Origin of the sequence: Sphingomonas sp. S2M10, from assembly GCF_012650175.1 — a bacterium.
Taxonomy (GTDB): Bacteria; Pseudomonadota; Alphaproteobacteria; order Sphingomonadales; family Sphingomonadaceae; genus Sphingomonas.
Genome location: NZ_JAAILI010000050.1, coordinates 22,550 through 43,150 on the forward strand (window position 1 = coordinate 22,550; position 20,601 = coordinate 43,150).

At 68.0% G+C, this 20,601-nt stretch carries 9 protein-coding genes and 1 riboswitch; of the genes, 3 read left to right on the forward strand and 6 right to left on the reverse strand.

What is annotated here, in order from left to right; translation table 11 throughout:
• Nucleotides 1-2: 2 nt before the first annotated feature.
• Both S2M10_RS11940 and S2M10_RS22680 read right to left on the reverse strand, forming a co-directional pair.
• Complete coding sequence (locus S2M10_RS11940) at nt 3-1,988, reverse strand: TonB-dependent receptor plug domain-containing protein (RefSeq protein ID WP_168846271.1); 1,986 nt, start codon at nt 1,986-1,988, stop codon at nt 3-5.
• A 177-nt stretch (nt 1,989-2,165) separates the two neighbouring features.
• Nucleotides 2,166-2,384, reverse strand: a riboswitch (cobalamin riboswitch).
• Between the two features lie 110 nt (nt 2,385-2,494).
• Nucleotides 2,495-6,010, reverse strand: coding sequence for a GAF domain-containing protein (locus S2M10_RS22680; RefSeq protein ID WP_247650773.1), 3,516 nt, complete (start codon nt 6,008-6,010; stop codon nt 2,495-2,497).
• Nucleotides 6,011-6,272: 262 nt separating this feature from the next.
• Between S2M10_RS22680 and S2M10_RS11960 the strand changes: the two genes are divergently transcribed.
• The 3 genes from S2M10_RS11960 to S2M10_RS11970 all read left to right on the forward strand — a co-directional run bounded on the left by S2M10_RS11960 (nt 6,273) and on the right by S2M10_RS11970 (nt 9,125).
• Nucleotides 6,273-7,103, forward strand: a complete 831-nt coding sequence (locus tag S2M10_RS11960) for an oxidoreductase (RefSeq protein ID WP_168846272.1) — start codon at nt 6,273-6,275, stop codon at nt 7,101-7,103.
• Complete coding sequence (locus S2M10_RS11965; RefSeq protein WP_168846273.1) at nt 7,100-8,167, forward strand: AraC family transcriptional regulator; 1,068 nt, start codon at nt 7,100-7,102, stop codon at nt 8,165-8,167. The genes S2M10_RS11960 and S2M10_RS11965 overlap by 4 nt, the downstream gene beginning before the upstream one ends.
• A 175-nt stretch (nt 8,168-8,342) precedes the next feature.
• Nucleotides 8,343-9,125 (forward strand): IclR family transcriptional regulator, encoded by a 783-nt coding sequence (locus tag S2M10_RS11970; protein WP_168846274.1) that lies wholly within the window; start codon nt 8,343-8,345, stop codon nt 9,123-9,125.
• 53 nt (nt 9,126-9,178) lie between these two features.
• Here the strand turns inward: S2M10_RS11970 and S2M10_RS11975 are convergent, their stop codons facing one another.
• The 4 genes from S2M10_RS11975 to S2M10_RS11990 all read right to left on the reverse strand — a co-directional run bounded on the left by S2M10_RS11975 (nt 9,179) and on the right by S2M10_RS11990 (nt 20,555).
• The gene (locus S2M10_RS11975) at nt 9,179-11,248 is read right to left on the reverse strand and encodes a beta-galactosidase (RefSeq protein ID WP_168846275.1); all 2,070 of its coding nucleotides are present in this window, start codon (nt 11,246-11,248) and stop codon (nt 9,179-9,181) included.
• A 26-nt stretch (nt 11,249-11,274) separates the two neighbouring features.
• Nucleotides 11,275-12,837: an alpha-L-fucosidase gene (locus S2M10_RS11980; RefSeq protein ID WP_168846276.1), complete on the reverse strand. Its 1,563-nt coding sequence runs from the start codon at nt 12,835-12,837 to the stop codon at nt 11,275-11,277.
• A gap of 42 nt (nt 12,838-12,879) precedes the next feature.
• The gene (locus tag S2M10_RS11985; protein WP_168846277.1) at nt 12,880-13,218 is read right to left on the reverse strand and encodes a hypothetical protein; all 339 of its coding nucleotides are present in this window, start codon (nt 13,216-13,218) and stop codon (nt 12,880-12,882) included.
• Between the two features lie 83 nt (nt 13,219-13,301).
• The gene (locus tag S2M10_RS11990; RefSeq protein WP_168846278.1) at nt 13,302-20,555 is read right to left on the reverse strand and encodes an Ig-like domain-containing protein; all 7,254 of its coding nucleotides are present in this window, start codon (nt 20,553-20,555) and stop codon (nt 13,302-13,304) included.
• Between the last annotated feature and the right edge of the window lie 46 nt (nt 20,556-20,601).

The window sequence follows — 20,601 nt, forward strand, 5'->3', positions numbered from 1 at the left end:
CGTCAGAAGCCCAGGCCGTAGCGGACGCGCAGCGTGCGCGGCACGCCGCGGGTGAAAGTGAGGAACCGCCCGACGCCGCTGTCCGGCACCGCCGACTGGAAGCCGCGCGTGGCATAGTCGCGGTCGAACAGATTCTCGACGTTGATCGCGAAGCGGTGGCGCCGCGCGGCATCGGGGAACAGCTGCAGGCCCGCATCGACGAGTGCGTAATTGCCATAGTTGCGCCGGCCGAAGCCGCTCGCCGTCGCATAGGCGTCGCCGACCCAGTTGACCGAGGCGCTGGCGCCGACCGGTAGTGCGCGCGGTCGCCAGGCGACGGTGCCGCGCGCCAGCTGCTCGGGCGTGCGATCGCGCTGGAGCGACGAGCCGGCGTTGCGGGCGCGGGCATAGGTGTAGCTCGCATCGACGTGCCAAGCGTCGGCCAGCACCGCACCCAGCACCAGTTCGGCCCCGCGCACGTTCACCTGCGACTGCGAATTGGTGTAGATGCCCTCAGGATAGGCCGGGTCGGCGGTGTCGATATCGATCAGCCTGTCGATGCGCCGCGCGAACGCCGTTGCCTGCCAGTGGACGCGCCCGCCCGCCAGCGTGCCGCCCAGTCCCGCATTGACGCTCAGGCTCTCCTCGGGCTTGAGGTTGGGATTGCCCAACTCGCAGCAGGGATCGATCTGGTAGAGCTGCGAGGCGCTGGGCAGCAGGAACGAAGTGCCGCCATTGGCCTGAAGGAACAGGCTGTCGCTCAGCTCGACACGGCCGGTGACGTTCCACACCGTCTTCCGCGCGCCGCTGCCGTCATTGTAGCGGAGCCCGGCGGAAAAGCGGGCGCGGCGCGAGAGATCGTCATTGGTGCGGATCTGGAAGCTGCCGGCATGAACGCGCTCCTTGGTCGCGCCGATCAGCAGCACGTCGTCGCGTCCGCTGAACTGCTGGAGGTCATAACCGATCAGATAATCGAGCCCGCGATGCGGCCGCAGCTGGACGAGCGCGCTGCCGCCATAGTCGCGGAAACCCCAGAAGGTGCCGGCCGGATACACCACGATCGGCGCGCCACCGCCGACCGGATTGCGGATCTGGACATAGGCCGTCTTCCAGTCGTGGAAATAGCCCTTGAGGAACAGCTGCACCGTCTCGTTCCCGACATAGTCGAGCCGCGCGCTGGCAATCTCCTCGTTGCGGTCGTTGCGGCTTTCGCGGGTGCGGGTCGGGCTCAGATTGTCGAGCTTCGCCTCGGTGTGGATGTACTGGAGCTGGAAGCGCCAGTCGGGGCCGAGGTCGTAGCGATATTTGCCGCCGACCGACCACAGGTCATAGCCGCGTGCGCGGTCGGTCGCGCTCGGCTCCATCCGGCTGTAGGGCCGGTAGCCGTCCGACCGGTTATAGAAACCCCAGGCGACGACCTGGTGCTTGCCCGATCCGCCGCGCACATAGCCGCCGACATTGGTGCCGGCGAAGCTGTCGACGCTGGCATCGACCTGGCCGCCGAAGCGCTCGGCGAAGTCGCGGGTGACGATGTTGATCACGCCGGCCACGGCCTGGGTGCCGTAGAACAGGCTCTCGCCGCCCTTCAGCACCTCCACCCGCTCGATCATGCTGGCGGGCAGCGTGTCGTTGGGCGAGGTGCCCCCATACAGCCGATTGTTGATCCGGATCCCGTCGACCGTCCACAGCACGTCCTGCGTGCGCGAGCCCTGCAGCGACACGTCGACATAGCTGAACGGCCCGCTGGCCGGCTGGACATAGAGGTCGGGCACGGTGCGCAGCGCGGTGGCGACATCCGCCGCACCGCTCTCGCGGACCTGCGTTTCGGTGAGGACCGCAAGATCGCTGCCATAGCGCGCGCGCTGGCGCGGCAGCGTTTCCTCCAGGCTGGTGCCGGTCACCACCAGTGCCTCCTCGTCCCGCGCCTCCTGCGCATGGACAGGCTGGAACGAGACAGCAGCAGCGAAGGCGAGCGCGGCCACCGGCCGCGTAGCGAACAGAAAATACATCCATCATACCCCCGGCGTCGTCGACGTCGGGCGGGAGCGTGCCGTTCGCACGAACGGTCGGCGCACCGCGCCGGCCGGACGCCCTGGGCGACCAACGCACGTGACCGATGCGGCTCCCGCCGCTCGTTCGTCGCTCAGACGGAGTACACCGTGCCGCGGCCATCCCCTGGACCAAGGCAAGAGCGACCAGACGCCGGCAGGTCTCCTGGCTCGCGGGTCGTCGCTCGATGCACGCCTTCCCAGGCCCAAGGGCCCAGTGGCTGCTTCCGCGGAAGGAAGCCCGTGCATCTCGCTCGCCGCTTACAGTTGCAGGGACAGCCTCGGATTCGGGAGCATGCTCCCTCACCGCGTTCCCTTTTAAGCTCCTTTCGGAGCACCAGCGCGATCATGGTTCGGCAGAAGATGGACTTCCACCGAATGGGGCGGCGGTAGCGGCAATGCGGCAGGTCCGCAACCGCCGAAGCGGCGGCCGCCAAGGCACGCCTCCGCGTTCGATCGCGCGCCGCTCAGCGCCGGTCGCGTCGCCCGCCGTCTTCCGCCGCGAACAGGCTCGCGATGCACGCGCCGAGTTCGTCGCGTCGAAACGGCTTCACCAGCCGCGCGATGGTAGGATCCACGCCGTCGAGATCCGCATAGCCGGACACCAAAAGGACCGGGATGCCGGGATGGCTGCCGCGCAGCGTCTGCGCGAATTGCGTACCGGTCATCCCGGTCATCAGATGATCCGTCACGACCAGGTCGATGCTGTGTTCCCGGATCTTCACCGCCGCCTCTTCCGCGGACGACGCCTCGACGACCGCAAAGCCTAGATCGCCCAGCATGTCTGCCGTGCTGTCGCGCACGATATCTTCGTCGTCGATCAGCAGCACGGTACCCCGCGAGGGCCCCGGCGCGGGCAGCAGCCGCGCGTCGGTACCGGGAGTCGCGACGACATCGCTCTGCGGCAGCCAGAGCTCCACATTGGTGCCCAGTCCCGGCCGGCTCTGGAGGAACAGCCCGCCGCCAAGCTGCGAGGCCAGTCCATGCACCATGGACAGGCCGAGCCCCGTTCCCTTGCCCACGCCCTTGGTCGAGAAGAACGGCTCGATCGCGCGCGCCAGCGTTGCCGCGTCCATCCCCATGCCGTCGTCCGAAACGGAAAGGCGGACATAGGCACCCGCCTGAAGGCCGGGGCGGGCATGATCGCCCAACTGCTCGGCGCGGGCGGAAATCCGAAGCGTGCCGCCTTCCGGCATCGCGTCGCGCGCGTTGACGCTCAGGTTGAGCAGCGCCATTTCCAGCTGGTTGGGGTCGGCGCGGGCGGCCGGCGTATCCGCCGGCACATCCACCACCACCCGGATCTGCGGTCCGGTGGTACTCGCCACCAGCGCCGCCATGCCTTCGACCAGCGCTTTCACGTTTACCGCCACGGCCTGCAGCGGCTGGCGCCGGGCAAAGGCGAGCAACCGCTGCACCAGCGTCTTGGCCCGCTCCGCAGACTGCACCGCCCCCGCGATCAGGCGCTGCTCGCGCTCGCCGCCCAGCCCCTTGCGCTCCAGCATGTCCAGCGTGCCGACGATCGGCGTGAGCAGATTGTTGAAGTCATGCGCAACGCCGCCGGTCAACTGCCCCATCGCCTCCATCTTCTGGCTCTGGCGGAGTGCCTCCTGCGCCTGTTCGCGCTCGCGCACCGCGCTCGCCACCCGCGCCTCCAGCGTGGCGTTGAGGTCCCTGAGCGCCTCTTCCACCTGCTTGCGGGCGGTAATCTCGATCACCGTGCCCGTCACGCGCACGCACTTCCCCTGATCGTCGAAGACGCCACGGCCCTTCGCGGCCACCCAGCGGATGACGCCGTCCTCCTTGCCCACCGTGCGATACTCGACATCGTACAGCGCACGCCGATCCGGATCTGCGGCGGCCGCGAAGGCGGCGCTCGTCGCCGCGCGATCGTCGGGATGGAGCCCCGCATAGAAATCGGCCAGGCTGACCGGGACGTCGGGCGAGATGCCGAACAACTCCTTGGTCCGCCGCGGCCAGATCAGGCGATCCCCGATCAGATCCACGTCCCAGAAGCCGATTTCGGCATGTTCGACCGCGAGGCGAAGTCGCTCTTCGCTGTCGCGCAGGCGCGCCTCGGCACCGACGCGCTCGATATGCGACCAGCAGCGATCGACCACCTCGCGCACCAGCATCAGCTCCGTCGGGGTCCAATCCCGCGGCGCATTCTGGTGCACCGCCATCATGGCAGCGAGTCGGCCGTCCTTGATCAACGGGCAGCAGATGATCGCCTGAATGCCGATTGCCTGGAACGTCTCGCGTCCATCGCCCGGCGCAAGCTCGCGATCCACGTCGCGAACGACGAGCACCCGGCCGCTCCGCATGTCGGCAGCGGCGCGCGGGCCGAACAGGTCCAGCCTGTACTCGCCGGCAGAGGTTGCGATCCCAGGCGCGCTGTAATCGGCCCGGATCCAGAAACGATCGCCGTCGTCGTCCACATCGGCATAGGCGCAGCGGGACACGCCCAGCGTCTCGCCCAGCAGCCGCGTGGCGTTCTGCATCGCGGTCGCCGCGTCGGCCGCGCCGAACAGTTGCTGATCCAGCGCGCCCAGGAAACGCAGCCGCGCCTCGCTTTCCCGCAGGCTCTCCTCCACGCCATGCTCCAGCGTGCGATCGCGGAAAATCTTGAGGAAGCCCCCATGGTCCGCCGCAAGCGGCATCGTGACGCCCGAGCCCCAGAACTGCCTGCCGTCCTTGCGGACGTGCCAGCGCTCGTTCTGCGCTCGCCCTTCGGAGGCCGCCCGCCGCATCTCCGCTTCGGGCGCGCCGGCGAGCCGGTCTTCCTCGGTGAAGAGAAGGGCGCCCGGCTGCCCGACGATCTCCTCGCGGGCATAGCCGACGATCTGGGCGGCGCCGGCATTCCAGCCGGTCACCAGCCCGTCGCGGTCCAGCGTAACGATGGCGAAGTCGTCGGCCCCCTCCACGATCTGGCGGTAGCGCGCCTCGCCGCGCAGCAGTTCGGCATGCGTCCGCGCGCGCTGGAGGACGAGACCGACCGTCTGCACCACGAAGTCCACGATCTCGAGATCCGCCTCGGAAGGCACGCGCGGCTCGCGATAATACATGGCGAAGGTGCCGAGAACGGCGCCCTCCGGCGCATGGATCGGTATCGACCAGCAAGCGGCGAGCCCGTGGTCGGCCGCCAATTCCCGATACGCGGTCCATAGCGGATCGGTCGCGATGTCGGCCACGAACACCGGCGCGTTGCGGCAGACCGCGCTGCCGCACGATCCCACGCTCGGCCCGATCGCGATCCCGTCCACCGCGGCGTTGAACGCGGCGGGAAGGCTGGGCGCCGCCCCGTGGCGAAGATGCTTCCCCTCCGCATCGACGAGGAGAATGGAGCCGAGCATGCCGGCATCGGTCAGGCCCTCGATCTCCAGCACGATGGCGCTCAGCGTTTCGGAGAGCGGCGCCTCTTCCACCGCGAGTTCCAGGACGCGGCTCTGCACCGCACCCAATTGGGCGGCGCGATCGCGCGCGTGTCTGAGCCGGGCATTCTCCAGCGCCAGCGTGGCCAGCCGGGCCAGCCCTTCCAGATGCGCCACGGTCCGCGCTGCGTGCCGCCGGGGCTGCGACCAATAGGCGCCGAGCGCCGCAATGGGCGTGGGCCGACCGATCGGCACGAGCACGAGGCTGCGCACGAAGGTCGGCGCATATGCCGCCTGGGGCACCCGCGCATCGAGGAGGACGTCGTCGATCACCACCGTCCGGGCGTGCTGCATCGCCCAGCCCGATACGCATTCGGTCATCGGAAAGCGCTGCCCGGCCCACAGGGACGAGACCGCGTCCTCCGCGACGTAGCGGCAGTGATCGCCCTCGCGCAGCACGACCGCGATTCCCTCCGCCCCGACCAGGGTGCGGGCGGTGTCGCGCAATATCGCGACCACCTCTTCGGTGGATCCCGCCTCGACGAGACGCTCCGCGGTCCGCAGCAGATCGTCGAAATCGCCGGCCGCGCGCTGCCGCGGTGCCTCGTCGCTCATGTCAGGGGACCGCTCGAACTGGGGGGCGAGGCAACGAACATTCCCAATCCGTAGAGGATGTTCGGGGCCGCGTCTCGCTATTCTTCGCGCGCACGCGCCCGCAGGTGCGCGCCCGATCCGGCGCGCGGGCAGCTCGGCGCCGGCGCATCGCGCACCCGCGACGGACCGCCATTTGGCGCCGCTTGTGCGTGCATTGGCACCGCTTGTGCGTGTGGCTGCCGGTTGCCCGACATACACATGGCGCATCGAAGGAGGATCCAACATGACTATCGAAGCACGCAAGACCGCGCTCGTCACGGGCGCATCGTCGGGAATGGGCAAGGAGATCGCCAAGCGCCTGATCGCCGATGGCTACCACGTCTTCGTGGCCGCGCGCGGCATCGACAACATGCGCGACCTGGCGGCCCTTGGTGCCGAGCCGCTGCAAATGGACGTGTCGAAAGGCGCCGATATCGAAGCGGCGGTCGCCCGGATCGCCGCAGCGGCCGGTGGCATCGACGTGCTGGTCAACAATGCCGGCTTCGGCCTGTATGGCCCGATGGAGGAAATCGGCATCGACGAGGCGCGCTACCAGTTCGAGGTCAACCTGTTCGGGGCGGCGCATCTCACGCAACTGCTGCTGCCGGCGATGCGCGCCAGGGGCGCAGGGCGGATCATCAACATCAGCTCGATGGGCGGCAAGATGTACACACCGCTCGGCAGCTGGTACCATGCCACCAAGCATGCCCTTGAAGGCTGGTCCGACTGTCTCCGGCTTGAGCTCGCGCCGTTCGGCATCGACGTGGTGATCATCGAGCCGGGCCTCATCGACACCAATTTCGGCGACGTCGTCGCCAGCGGCCTGATCGAACGTTCGGCCAAGGGGCCTTATGCCAAGCTGGTGGAGGCGATCGTGCGCGGTACCCGCGAGACTTATGCCAAGGGCAAGAACACCCCGCCCAGTCTGATGGCGGATGTCGTCGGCCGCGCGGTGGCGGCGGGGCGCCCGCGCACCCGCTACGCCGCGGGTAGATTCGCCAAGCTTCTCATTGGACTGCGGGTGTGGCTCGGCGACCGCATGTTCGATCGCATCATCCTGAGCCAGGCGGCATGAGCGTGGCGCACACCGCGATCGATCGGTGCAGGATCCCGGCCGGCTACTGGCAGGCGGTGGCCGGCATCGGCATCCGCCCGGCCGAGCTTCTCCACCGCGCGGGGTTGCCGCTCAACCTGCCGCTGGCTGGCGACGGCTGCCTGACAACGGCGCAATATTTCGCGCTGATGAGCGCGCTGGGCGATCTGACCGATCTGCCGGCGGTGGGGGTGCAACTGGTCGAGCGTTCCGACACCTCGGCGCATGCGCCCTCCACCGTCGCCGCCTTCTACGCACGCGATCTGCGCGACGGCCTGGCGCGGCTTGCCCGGTTCAAACGGCTTTGCAGCGCGGAGCGGCTCATCCTCACCGAGGAGCAGGGGCGCTGCGTCATCACGATGGAATGGCTACACGCGGTGGAGCCCGAACCCGCGGTGAGCGTCGATATCACCTTCTCGACACTGATCGAGCTGGCGCGGCGTGGAACCAGACGGCGGGTGACACCTTGGGCGGTCGAACTGAGCCGCCCAAAGGCGCCGCACGATTACTACGACCGCTATTTCGGCACGCGCGTGCGGTTCGACTGCCCGCGCAATGCGCTGATCCTCGATCTTGCCGATCTGGATTGCGCCTTCCCCGGCCACAATGCGGCGATGATCGCATTGATGACGCCGGAGCTCGCGACCGAGCTGCAGAAGCTCGACCGGGCGATTTCCGTCTCGGAGCAGGTGGTTGCCACGCTCAAGACCAGCCTGCCGAGCGGCCGTCCCGATATCGCGATCGTCGCCCGCCAGCTCGGCTTCAGCGAGCGGACCCTGCAACGGCGCATCACCGAGGAAGGCACCAGCTTCAAGGAATTGCTTGTCGAGGCGCGGCAGGAAACCTGCCACCGCCTGCTGGCAGACATCGCGGTGCAGATCGACGAGATCGCCTATCTGCTCGGCTATCAGGACACCCGCTCCTTCTGCCGCGCGTTCAAAGGCTGGGAGGGCGTGACCCCGGCGACCTGGCGACATCGCCACAGGGCAGCGACGGGAGCGAATGGAGGAGGCGCCGACGGGCGGGTAGCGGCCGACATCGTCTGAACACGCGCAGCCGCACCCCTTCCTGTTTCGCCGGGGAGTTTTCCAGATCCGTGCGGGCCGCCCCGTTCGCTTGATGGAGGGAAACGCCGCGGACGCTTCCCGCTGATCCGGGCTGCGGCGTTGCACCGGCCGGGCTTTCGCGCAAGGGAGGTACGGAACCGACAGAGGAGGCAATATGGCGCGAGAAGGGTCAAAGAAGACCTATTCCGCCCCGGCGATCGAAAAAGCGTTCGAAATCATCGAGCTGCTTGCGGGGCGCCCCGACGGCGCGCTGGTCAGCGAGATGGCGGCCGATCTCGGGCGATCCGTTGGGGAGTTGTTCCGGATCGTGGTGGTGATGGAGCAGCTGGGATATCTTCGCCGGTCCGAAGTGACCGACCGCTATGCCGTCGCCTATAAGCTGCTCGATGTCGCGCTGCGCTCCACGCCGTCGCAGGATCTGGTCCGCGCCGCCTTGCCCGAAATGCAGATGCTGGCTCGCGACACGGCGCAATCCTGCCATCTGGTCGTGCCCAGCCGGGGGCATGGACTGGTCATCGCGCGCGAGGAATCGCCGGCGACGCGCGGGTTCGCGTTGAAGGTGGGGGCGCACATCAATCTGGTGCAGAGCTGCTCGGGGCAGGTGCTGCTCGCCTTCTCCAACGTCAACCTGACCGAGCGCATGGTCCGCGCGGCGGAGGAAGAGACGGGGGTGCCTGTCGACCGCAGCTGGCTGGACGATCGTCTCGCCACGGTCCGCCGGCTTGGCCATGACAGCCGGAAAAGCCCGATCACCTTCGGCGTGACCGACATCAGCTATCCGGTGTTCGGCTTCGATCGCACCGTGGTGGCAGCGCTGACGATCCCGTTCCTTGCGCTGATCGACGGGTCGCAGGTGCTGGATCTGGACGCCGCGCGGACCAAGCTGCACGCGGCAACCATCCGCATCTCCGATCGTCTCGGCTATCAACCGGACTGATCACCCGCACACATGTTCGACTCTGCCGAACAGCGTGGCAGATCCAGCCCCCTTCACTCCAGCAGCGCGACGCCATAGCCTGCCAGCGCCAAGGTGGCGCTGACCTTGGCGTTGCCGATCACGTCCTGCTTCGAGCCGGCAACGCGGACCCGAACAGGCCGTGCGGTGGTGTTGACATAGAGCGTGCGTCCCTCGACCACGCGCGCCACCACGCCTTCCGGCGTCTCTGGCCCGCGCGCGATGCCCAGCGTCGGGTAGAGCGACCGCACCAGCGGCGCGAGCAGCGCTTCCTGCGCCGCGGTCGCGAGATAGATGGCCCTGCCCTTCCCATAGCGGTTGACGGTGATCGCCGGGCTCTTCTTCGGCGTGTTGTCGAAGCTGGCGAGGATCGTGGCGCTGCTCGGCTCCAGCACCTCGTAATAGGGGTCGGTGCCGGTCAGCGTCCGGCCCTGGAAGGTCACCTTGAGCGGCGTGTCCGAACGGTAGAATTCGTTTGTGCGCAGGCCGAACACGTCGGTCAGCCCGCCAGGCAGCGGCGTGCCGAACCATTTGCCGGTGGCGTCCACCTTGGCGGAATAGCCGGTCATGATCACCGTGCCGCCGCCGGCGACATAGCGGCGCACCGCGTCGCGCATCTTCTCGTCGATCAGATAGGCGGCGGGCAGCACCACCAGCTTGTAGCCGTCGAGCCGGTCATGGCCGACATCGATCACCGCCGCGTCGATATTGTCGCGGAAGAAGGGCGCGAACCCGGCCTTGGCCTGTTCGGTATAATCGACCTTGAAATATTCCTTCATCGTGTTCGGTCCGGGCGGCGGGCTGGTCAGCCACATCGTGTCGTACGAATAGGCGATGGCGACCTGCGGCGCCTGGTAGCGCGGGAAGCCGAGCTTGCGCAGCGTCTGGAACTCGCGGGCGATGGTAGCGAACTCGCCGACCTTCCACGACGGGCGATCGTCATGGTCGATCAGGCCGAACAGCGACTGCTCCTCGCCGCCCAGATGCGAGTTGAAGGTCCAGGCAAGGAAGGTCTGCGCGTAGTAGGCAAGCCCGAAATAGGCCCACATTCGCGCACGTCCCGGCGTGCCGTAATAGCCGCCGCCGCCCGCGGTGAACTCGTTGAACCACATCGGCGTGTCATGCCCGGCGCGATTGCTCATCACGTCGAAGCCGGCACCCAGCGGATCGCCGGGGTAGAAGCCCTGCGCGCCATAGGTGGAAACTTGGTCCCAGGAGCGAAGATAGTCGAAGCCCTTGGTCCAGGCGGTCGGCCAGAAGTTCGAGGCGGCCGGCAGGTTCGGCGCATTGGCCTTGCGCGAGGCCTCGAGATCCTTGAGCGCGGCGATCGTATCGTCGGACCAGTAGCGGCGGAGATCGAGGTTGCGCTCGTTCGGGCCGGGGCCCTCGCCATAGGGCAGGTCGACCTCGTCCCAGCTATTGATCCGGCGCGACCAGCGCTGCGTCGCCCAGGCGGTGTTGAGCGCTTCGATCGTGCCGTATTTCTTCTGCAGCCAAGCGACGAAGCGCTTCCTGTCCGCTTCCGAATAGGACATGCGGCCATTGCCGATCTCGTTGTCATAGCCGACCGCGATCACCGCCGGATGCTTGGCGTAGCGCTGCAGCAGCTTGTCCGCGAGACGACGGGCGAGGCGGCGATAATCGGGATCGCTGATATTGTCCCAATAGCGCGATGCCGCGTTGAGCCGGGTACCCGCCTGGCTGACCAGGTCGACGCCCGGATAATGTTTGTGCAGCCAGATCGGCGCGGGCTGGCCGGGAATGTCGACGATCACGCGGATGCCGGCCTCGTGCATCTGGTCGAGGATCCTGTCGAACCATTCGAAGGTGAAGCGGCCCTCCTGCGGCTCGAACGAATCCCAGGAAAGATCGCCCATGCGCACCATGGTGAATCCCGCCGCCTTCATCACCGCGATATCCTGGCGGATCTGCTCGGGGCTGCGATCGACCGGCTGGTAACAGGTGCCGACGAACAGGTCGCCCTTGCCAGGCCATTCGGGATGGCCGGCAGCGCTCTGGGCCAGCGCTGCGGCCGGCAGCGTTGTCACAGCGAGCGCCAGCGCGAGGCGCGCGGCAAGGGCCGGCTTGAAGGGAAGCTGAATCATCGGGGCTTTTCCGTACGAAATGCCGGTCAGGCGAAGCGGATTTCAAAGGCGCTGGCGTGGCGCGTCGGAAGCCGCGTCGGCGGGGTGATCAGCAGCGCTTGATCGGTCTGGCGGAAGTCGATCGTGCCGCGATGGCCGAGCAGGCGAACCTCGCGCACCCGGCGCTTCTCGTAACCGCTGCCGCGACCGAGCGCCTGGATCGCCACCGGCCCGTTGGGTACGCCCAGCGTGATGGCGAACAGCGTGTCGCCCTTGGTGGTGAAGCGGATGTCCTGGGGCGTGTAGGCGGCATTTTCCTGAAACGCTCCCTCCTTGGGCTGGGTCGGGCCCTCGCCGAAGACGTGCCAGGGCCGGGTGCCGTGGATCGCCGGACCATTCTCTGCCATCCAGGCTTTCAGCTCGGTCAGCAACTGGTCGGATTCGGGCGGCAGGCTGCCATCGGCCCGCAGCACGACGTTGAGCAGCATGTTGCCGTTCTTGCTCACGATGTCCGCCAGCATGGCGATGACCTCGTCGCTCGATTTGTAGCGATCCTTCTCGCTGTGGAACCAGTCACCGTTCGAGGTGTCGGTCTGCCAGGGTAGCGGGTTGATGCCGCTCAGCACGCCGCGCTCGACGTCCTGCACCCCCCAGGCCGTGTTGAACTCGCCCGAGCCCAGCCCCTTGTGATTGTACACCGCTTCCTGCCTGCCGCTGCGCGCGATGCTGCTATTGTAGAGATGCGCGACCATCGCTCGGCCGATTGCGCCGAACGGCACCCCGCCGTCCGAATAGAGCAGATCGGGCTGATATTTGTCGATCAGGTCGCGGATGCGCGCGAACCAGTGGCGCTGATATTCCGGATTTCGCGTGTACCAGGTGTCGGGGTCGCCGAGGAACGGCTCGTCGCGATTGCCGTGGTAGAGATCGGCGAAACGCGGGTCGGCGCCGTCGTACCGCTTGCCCATCCTCGGCCAGAACTGGTCGTAGAGCTGGTTCGGATACCACCAGTTGTAGCTGGCGCCGAGATGCTCGGACACGCCGAAGCGCAGCCCCCGCCGCTTCGCCGCCGTGCGCAGCGCGCCGACGATGTCGCGCTTGGGGCCCATCTGCACCGCGTTCCAGCGGTGGTGGCGCGAATCCCACAGGTCGAAATTGTCGTGATGGACACCCATCGAGACGATGTATCGCGCGCCAGCAGCCTCATACCGCTGCACCAGCACCTCCGGATCGAACTTTTCCGCCGTCCAGAGCGGGATGATGTCCTTGTATCCCTTCTCCGAAGGATGCCCGTACGTCTTGAGATGATGTTCGTAATGGGGATGGCCCGGCACATACATGAAGCGGGCATACCAGTCGCCCTGCGCGGGAACCGCCTGTGGCCCCCAATGCGCCCAGATGCCGAACTTGGCGTCGCGGAACCAGTCAGGCGTCCGAAAGGTAGACAGCGATGCAGCGGTCGCGGTGAACGGACCGGGCCCCGCGGCCGGATCCGTCTCTGCGCCCGAAAGAGCAGCGCGCGCCTGTGCCCGCGCCCGCCCAGCGGGCTTCAAAGCCAACGCGCCGACGAAGGAGCCGGCGAGAAGTTCGCGCTTGCTGAAGTTGGTCATCCGCCCCTCTTTGGTTCGTGCGGCGCCTTGGCAGCGGCCGCATCACGGTTCGCATATTTGCAATCGCATTTTCATATGGCAAGCCATTTCTGAATTTGGGCGATTGATCAACCTGATATGGACGCGCACATCGTCAGGCGCGGCGATGGACACGCGACATCGGTAGCCGCGCGCAAACGATCCTCTTTCCAATTCGCGACGCGGTTCACTAACCGCGCTGGCCGCCGTCCCGGGGCTGCCGCCACAAGGCTGTGCGCCGCCGCCCAGCTTCGGCAGCGATCCGAGTGAGGATTGTGATTTGCTCAGCGCGACTTCGCAAAAACCGACTTCACCGCTTGCCGCAGAGGTCGCAGGGTGCGCATGAGCAATGCCCTGCTGCACCTTCTCTGCTCCGCCGATGGAGCGCGTGGACAAACCGGACCGTGTAGCCGCGCGTCCATGCGTTCCACCGGCCTTGCGAACCGTCAGAACTCCTTGCCGAGCAAGATGCGCAACGTGCCCGCCGTTTCCTGCCCGCCGCCGCGATAGCCGCCCTCGACATCGATCGACCAGCTGCGCGGCAGCAACATGCGCGTGCCCAGGCTGAGCTGGAACTGATTGCGCTTCCAGCCGAAAGTGCTGAGGCTGTAGAGCGACTGACCGGCGATGTCGGCATAGTCGAGCCGCTGACCATCGGCGTCCTGGAGCTCGTGATTCCATTCGAAGCGGAAGCGCGGGATCATGGTCAGCGCGTCATAACGTTGCTCCAGTTCGAGCCGCGCGCCGAGCGTACCGGTCAGCGAGTTAACGTCGCGCTGGTCGAACCGCAAGTCCATCCGGCCGGCGCCGCTCTCCACATAGCCGCCGAGATCTGCCTTCAGGAACTCGGTGCGGGCATAGAGCGACCAGCGTAGCGGTCCGCCAGCCCGATCGATCCCGAATGCCAGCGCGCCGACGGTGAAATTGCCGTCCCGATTGCCGAGCGCGGTGGCGTTCGTCGATGCGACCAGCCGGCGCGTCGCGAAGCTCAGATCGCCGACGCCCAGCATGCCGTCGATGAAGGCGCCGTCCACCGGCATCAGACTGGCATAGGCGGCGACCAATCGGCTTTCGCTGCGCACCCGCGCCTTGCTGCCGCCGATATGGCTGACGTCGTTGCTGTACCCGCCGCCGATGCCGAGGAGGATCCCTTCGGCCAGCTTAATGTCCGCGCCTGCGCTCAGGCCGGACGTGGTCGCGGTGATCTTTGACCGATCGGTTGTCGCATCCTGGGTGCCGATGTCGACAGCGCCGCCGCTCCACAGCGCCACCGAACCCTTGCGACGGGTGCCGTCGCCGTCCTCGCTGCCGCTATCGCCTGGAGCGTCTGGACCGTTGGCGGCAGCCGCGCGGGCGATCGGCGGCCTGGGCTGGCCGGTGGACACGGCGTTCGGCGCCCCCAGGCTCCGGCTTGCCGCCACGCCACGTGCGACGGCACCGAGCGCAGGGTCCTCGCCCGAGGCGCGCATCCGGTCGGTGATCGACAGGGCATAGGCGTCGAAGGCGGGGTTGACGCGCGGATCCAGCCGCTGGTCGCGCGACGCCAGGCTGACGCCCATTTGCGGTTTGCTCGATCCGCCGCCGTGATGCAGCTGCTCGGTGCGGCGCATGAAGTTCGCCACTTGCGTCCGCCCGAAGCGACGTGCCGCTTCGGCCTGTGCGTCACTGAGACCACGCACATTGGGGTCGAGCGTCGGGTCGGGCCGCGCAGCAACCGTCACGGTGATGGTTGCCGGTGCCGACGTACCCACGGCGTTGCTGAGCGTGTATTGGATGACGATCTTGCCGCCGAAGCGCGCCGCCGGGACGATGTCGAGCCGATAGGCCCGGCTGGCGCCCGAGCCGATCGCGACAATCTGGGTGGTCGCCGCATTCGCCGGTGTCATGCCGACCACCGCCGCGCCGGTGAAGGGCCCGTTGGCGGCACCGGCGGTCAGGTCGACCGACACGCTCTGCCCGTCGCCGGTCTCCGCCGTTTTCGGCAATGCCTGCGGCACGCTGCCGACGACCTCGATGGTAACGGCGGCGGGCGCCGACCGCCCCCCCGGCCCGACCGCGACGAAGCTGAAGCTGTCGGTTCCGACATAGTTCAGGTTCGGCGTATAGACGGCCGTCACCGTCGCTACCGCGAGCGCGCGGATCCCGCCGCTCGGCGAAGCGCCGCTGGTCCGCAGCGTCAGGGTGCCGTGCGCCGGCGGGGTCTGGATCTCGATCGAGGTGAAGTTGCCGTTCACCAGGGCGGAGAGATTGATCTCGGCGTTGCTGCCTGGCTGCACTGCAGTGGCCGCAGGAACCGTGCTGCTGCCCGGCTCCGTGGCCGGCGGCGGCGGCGTCGCGACGGTCAAGGTCACGGTCGCTGGCGCGGACGTGCCGCCCGGACCGGTGGCGGTATAAGTGAAGCTGTCCGCCCCGAACGAGCCGTTGGCCGGAATGTAGGTGATCACGTTGCCGGACACGCTGGCACTGCCGCGGGCCGGTGCGTCGGCTACCGCGATGCTGGTGTAGACCCCGGATAGCGCTGCGGTGAGGTCGATCGGCGTACCCGGGCTGTTATAGTCCACCGTCACCCCGCTGCGGTTCGACGCGGTCGGCGGCGCCGGTGCCGCGACGGTCACGGTCACTGTCCCCGGAGCGGATGTGCCGCCAGGGCCCGTGGCCGTGTAGGTGAAGCTGTCCGCGCCATAATAGCCGGCAGCCGGCGTATAGGTGATCACGTCGCCCGCCACGCTGGCGGTGCCATGGGCCGGGGCATTGGCGACCGCGATGCTCGAATGCGTTCCGGTGGTCGCATTCGACAGATCGATCGCGGTAGCGGCGCCATAGGCCGCGGCGACGTCGCTGACATTGGCGACGGTGGGTGGCGCCGGCGTGGCGACCGTCAGGTTTACCGTTGCCGGAGCTGAGGTGCCACCCGGCCCGGTCGCGGTATAGGTGAAGCTGTCCGCGCCATAATAGCCGGCAGCCGGCGTGTAGGTGACCACGTCGCCCGTCACGCTCGTCGTGCCATGGGTGGGCGCCGTCGAGACCGCGATGCTCGTGTGCGCGCCGGTGATCGACGTCGACAGGTCAATCGCGGTGGCGGCGCCATAAGGCACGGGAACGTTGCTGACATTGGCGACCGTCGGAGCCGCCGGCGTGGCGACGACGAGGGTCACCGTCGCCGGGGCAGAGGTGCCGCCCGGCCCGGTCGCGGTATAGGTGAAGCTGTCGGCACCATAATAGCCGGTAGCCGGGGTGTAGGTGACCACGTCGCCCGACACACTGGTCGTGCCGTGCGCCGGTGCGGTCGCCACGGCGATGCTGCTGTGCACACCGGTGATCGCGCTGCTGAGATCGATCGCCGTGCCGGTGCTGCCATAGGACACCGCGACCCCGCTGCGATCGGCGACCGTCGGCGCGGCCGGGGCGGCAACGGTCAGGCTCACCGTTGCCGGGGCAGAGGTGCCGCCCGGACCGGTCGCGGTATAGGTGAAGCTGTCGGCACCATAATAGCCGGCAGCCGGGGTGTAGGTGACCACGTCGCCCGTAACACTGGTCGTCCCGTGCGCCGGTGCGGTCGCCACGGCGATGCTGCTGTGCACGCCGGTGATCGCGCTGCTGAGATCGATCGCCGTGCCGGTGCTGCCATAGGGCACCGCAACCCCGCTGCGATCGGCGACCGTCGGCGCGGCCGGGGCGGCAACGGTCAGGCTCACCGTCGCCGCGGCGGAGGTCCCGCCCGGTCCGGTCGCGGTATAGGTGAAGCTGTCGGCACCATAATAGCCGGCAGCCGGGGTGTAGGTGACCACATCGCCCGTAACACTGGTCGTCCCGTGCGCCGGTGCGGTCGCCACGGCGATGCTGCTGTGCACGCCGGTGATCGCGCTGCTGAGATCGATCGCCGTGCCGGTGCTGCCATAGGGCACCGCGACGCCGCTGCGATCGGCGACCGTTGGCGCCGTCGGGGCGGCGACGGTCAGGCTCACCGTCGCCGCGGCGGAGGTCCCGCCCGGACCGGTCGCGGTATAGGTGAAGCTATCCGCACCATAATAGCCGGCAGCCGGGGTGTAGGTGACCACGTCGCCCGAAACACTCGTCGTGCCGTGCGCCGGTGCGGTCGCCACGGCGACGCTGCTGTGCACGCCGGTGATCGCGCTGCTGAGATCGATCGCCGTGCCGGTGCTGCCATAGGGCACCGCGACGCCGCTGCGATCGGCGACCGTCGGCGCCGTCGGGGCTGCGACGGTCAGGCTCACCGTCGCCGCGGCGGAGGTCCCGCCCGGACCGGTCGCGGTATAGGTGAAGCTATCCGCACCATAATAGCCGGCAGCCGGGGTGTAGGTGACCACATCGCCCGAAACACTGGTCGTCCCATGTGCCGGTGCGGTCGCCACGGCGATGCTGCTGCGCACGCCGGTGATCGCGCTGCTGAGATCGATCGCCGTGCCGGTGCTGCCATAGGGCACCGCGACCCCGCTGCGATCGGCCGCCGTCGGCGCACCCGGATTCCCGACCGTCAGCGTGACCGTCGCCGGCGCCGAGGTGCCGCCTGGCCCGGTCGCGGTATAGGTGAAGCTGTCCGCGCCATAATAGCCGGCGGTGGGCGTGTAGGTGACCACGTCGCCGGCAACGCTGATCGTGCCGTGCGCAGGCCCGGTCGCCACGGCGATGCTGCTGTGCACGCCGGTGATCGAGCTGCTGAGATCGATCGCCGTGCCGCCGCCGTTGTAGGGCACGGCCACCCCGGTGCGATCTGCCGCGACGGGCGCCACCGGCGTCGCCACGGTGACGCTTACCGTGGCCGGGGCCGAAGTGCCGCCCGCATTGGTCGCCGTGTAGGTAAAGCTGTCGGCGCCATAATAGTTCGCGGCCGGCGTGTATTCGATGGTGAGGCCGTTTACCGTGGCGCTGCCATGGGCCGGCGGCGTCGCCACCGCCACGCTCGTGGGGGTTCCCCCGGACAGGGCAAGCGTGATCGACGTGGCCGGCGCGTTGTAGGCTACCGTCGCGCTGACCGCCCCGGCGATCGGCGCATCCGGCGGGCTCACGGTGAAACTGTACGGCGCGGCGAAGATGAACGGCGCAGCTATCCCCGTGGTGCTGTCCTGCGTGAGAACCGTGAAGTTGAACGTTCCCGCCGACGTCGGCGTGCCGGACAGCGTACCGTCCGTCGCCAGGGTCAATCCCGGCGGCAGCACGGAGCCACTGGAAAGGCGGTAGGTATAGGGTGCGGTGGCGTCGCTGGCGGAGAAGGTGCCGGTATAGGCAACATCGACCTTGCCCGACAGGGTCGGTGCGACCAGCGTGGGCAGCGGATCGCCGATGCTGAGCGTATAGGCGCGGCTGCCGCTATAGGGGGCACCGGTTCCGGTGGACTGATCGGTGGCGGTGATCGTGAAGTTGAAGGTATTGCTTTCCGTCGCGGTGCCCGAAAGCACGCCGCTTGAAGACAGGGTGAGACCCGGCGGCAAGGCGCCGGCGGTGACGGCGAAGGTGTAGCTGCCATTGCCGCCCGAGGCGGTCAGCGTCTCGTTATAAGAGCGCCCCGCGCGCCTGCTGGGAAGCGTGCTCGGCGAGATGCTGATCGTCGCCGCGGCGACCGTCATCGCGTAGGCGCGATTGCCGGTGAACGGCGCGCCCGTCCCGGTGGCGCTGTCTGTGGCGGTGATCGTGAAGCTGAAGGTGCCGCCCGCGCTGGGCGTGCCCGAAAGCGTCCCGCCGCTCGCGAGCGAGAGCCCCGCCGGAAGCGCACCCGCGGTGACGGTATAGGTGTAGGGCGCCACGCCCCCGCTGGCCGTGATGGACTGGCTGTACGCGACCCCCGCGGTTGCGCCGGTGAGCGTGGTGGGCGCTATCGTGATGGTCGGCGCACCAATGGTGATCGAATAGCTGTTGGCGACCGAATAGGGGCCGCCGCTGCCGACCGAGGCGCTGTCCGTTGCGGTTACGGTGAAGGTGAACGTGCCGCTCTGCGTCGGCGTGCCCGACACCGTGCTGCTCGAAAGCGTCAGGCCGGGGGGAAGGCTGCCCGCCGTGATGGCATAGCTATAGGGCGCCGTTCCGCTGCCCGCGGTGAAGCTTTGCGAATAGCTGGTGCCCACTGTGCCGTTCGGGAGCGCGCCGGCCGACGGCGACAAGCTCAGCGAGGGTGCGGCGATGACGAGCGCCAGCGTGCCCGTCGCCTGCGTGAAACCGGGCGACGAGCTGTCGGTGACGTTCGCCGTGAAGTTGAACGTGCCGCTCGCACTCGGCGTGCCGGTGATCGTGCAATTGCTGTTGAGCTGGGTTCCGGCCGGAAGCGCACCCGAGGCAAGCGTGGTGCCGCAGCTGTACGGCGCGGTGCCACCGGTCGTGACGAGTTGGACCCCGCTCAGCGCGGTACCGCGCGTGCCGGTGCCGCTCAGGCTGGTCGCCAAGCTCGGGTCGCCTACCGGTACCGTCACGGTGGCGGGCGACGATGTGCCGCCGCCATTGCTGGCCGTGTAGATGAAGCTGTCATTGCCCCGGAACCCGGCCGGCGCCGAATAGGTGACCAGCCCCGCATTGTCGATCGCGACGGTACCGCCATTGGCCGTTGTCGCAGATCCCACCGCGAAGCTGGTGGGGCTGTTCGTCGCCTGGCTCGCAAGGCTGAAGGTCACGCCCGTCGCGCCATAGGCGACCGCCGGGGCGGTGTATGCCGAAACGGTGGGCGCTGCGACATAGGTGAACTGGTCCGCGGCGCTGGTCGCGCTGGTGCCGCCGGGGGTGGTCACCCGCACGTCCACCGTACCGGTGCCCGCCGGCGACGTAGCCGTGACCTGCGTGGCGCTGTTGTTGGCGAAAGTCGTCGCCGCGGTCGCACCGAAGGTGACCGCGGTCGCGCCGCTGAGGCCCGTGCCGGTGATCACGACGGTGGTACCGCCTGCGGTGGAGCCGGTAGTCGGCGAGATCGACGTTATCGTCGGGGTCGCGATCACCAAGGTGGAATCGGTTGCGGTCGCGGTATTCGATGCGCCGCCGCCGGACAGCTGCACCGATGGAGAGAGCGGACTCGACGCGTTGCTGGCAAAACTGGCGGTCAAGGTGATCGACGGCCCGGTGCCGGGCCCGAAACTGGTCGTACGCGTGCACGAACCCGACTGGCCCGACCCGCTGCAGCTCCAGCCCGAGCCGGACGCGCTGCTATAGGTCATCCCGCTGGGCAGCGAGAAAGCGGCGGTGACCGTCGACGCGGTGGTCGCCCCGCCCGAGATGCTGGGCGTGATGGTGTAGGCGAGCGATCCACCCTGCGCGGCATTGCCGCTGTGCGACATCGTGACGCCGAGCGTGGTGCTCGCCGAGCAGGTCACGGTGATCTGGACGCTGCTGTTGTTGACGGACGGATTGGGCGTGGGATTGGCGTCATAGGGCGGGAAGTTCGCCACGCCCATTTGCAAATAGTCGTTCGTCATCACGCCGCTGAAGGTGAAGGAGCCACTTCCGCTTACTGCCGTCGATTGCTCCAGCGAGTCCGGGGCGAGAGTGCTGCCGCCGTTCTGCGTGTAGATGACGTATACGTAGGCGCCCTTGGTGTTGCCGGACCAGGAATAGGTTATCGTCTCGCCGTTCGCGATGGGTTGCGAACCGGGGTCGGTGAAAACGTCGGTGCCATTGCCGCTCGCGTCGACGGTGTAGGTATTGCTGAAGCCGTTGATGGCGTTGCAGCCTGCCGATGCCGCCAGGGCCTGCGCAGGTGCCAAGACGAAGAGGCCGCCAAGAGCTGCCGCCCGGAATTGCTGTCGAGTC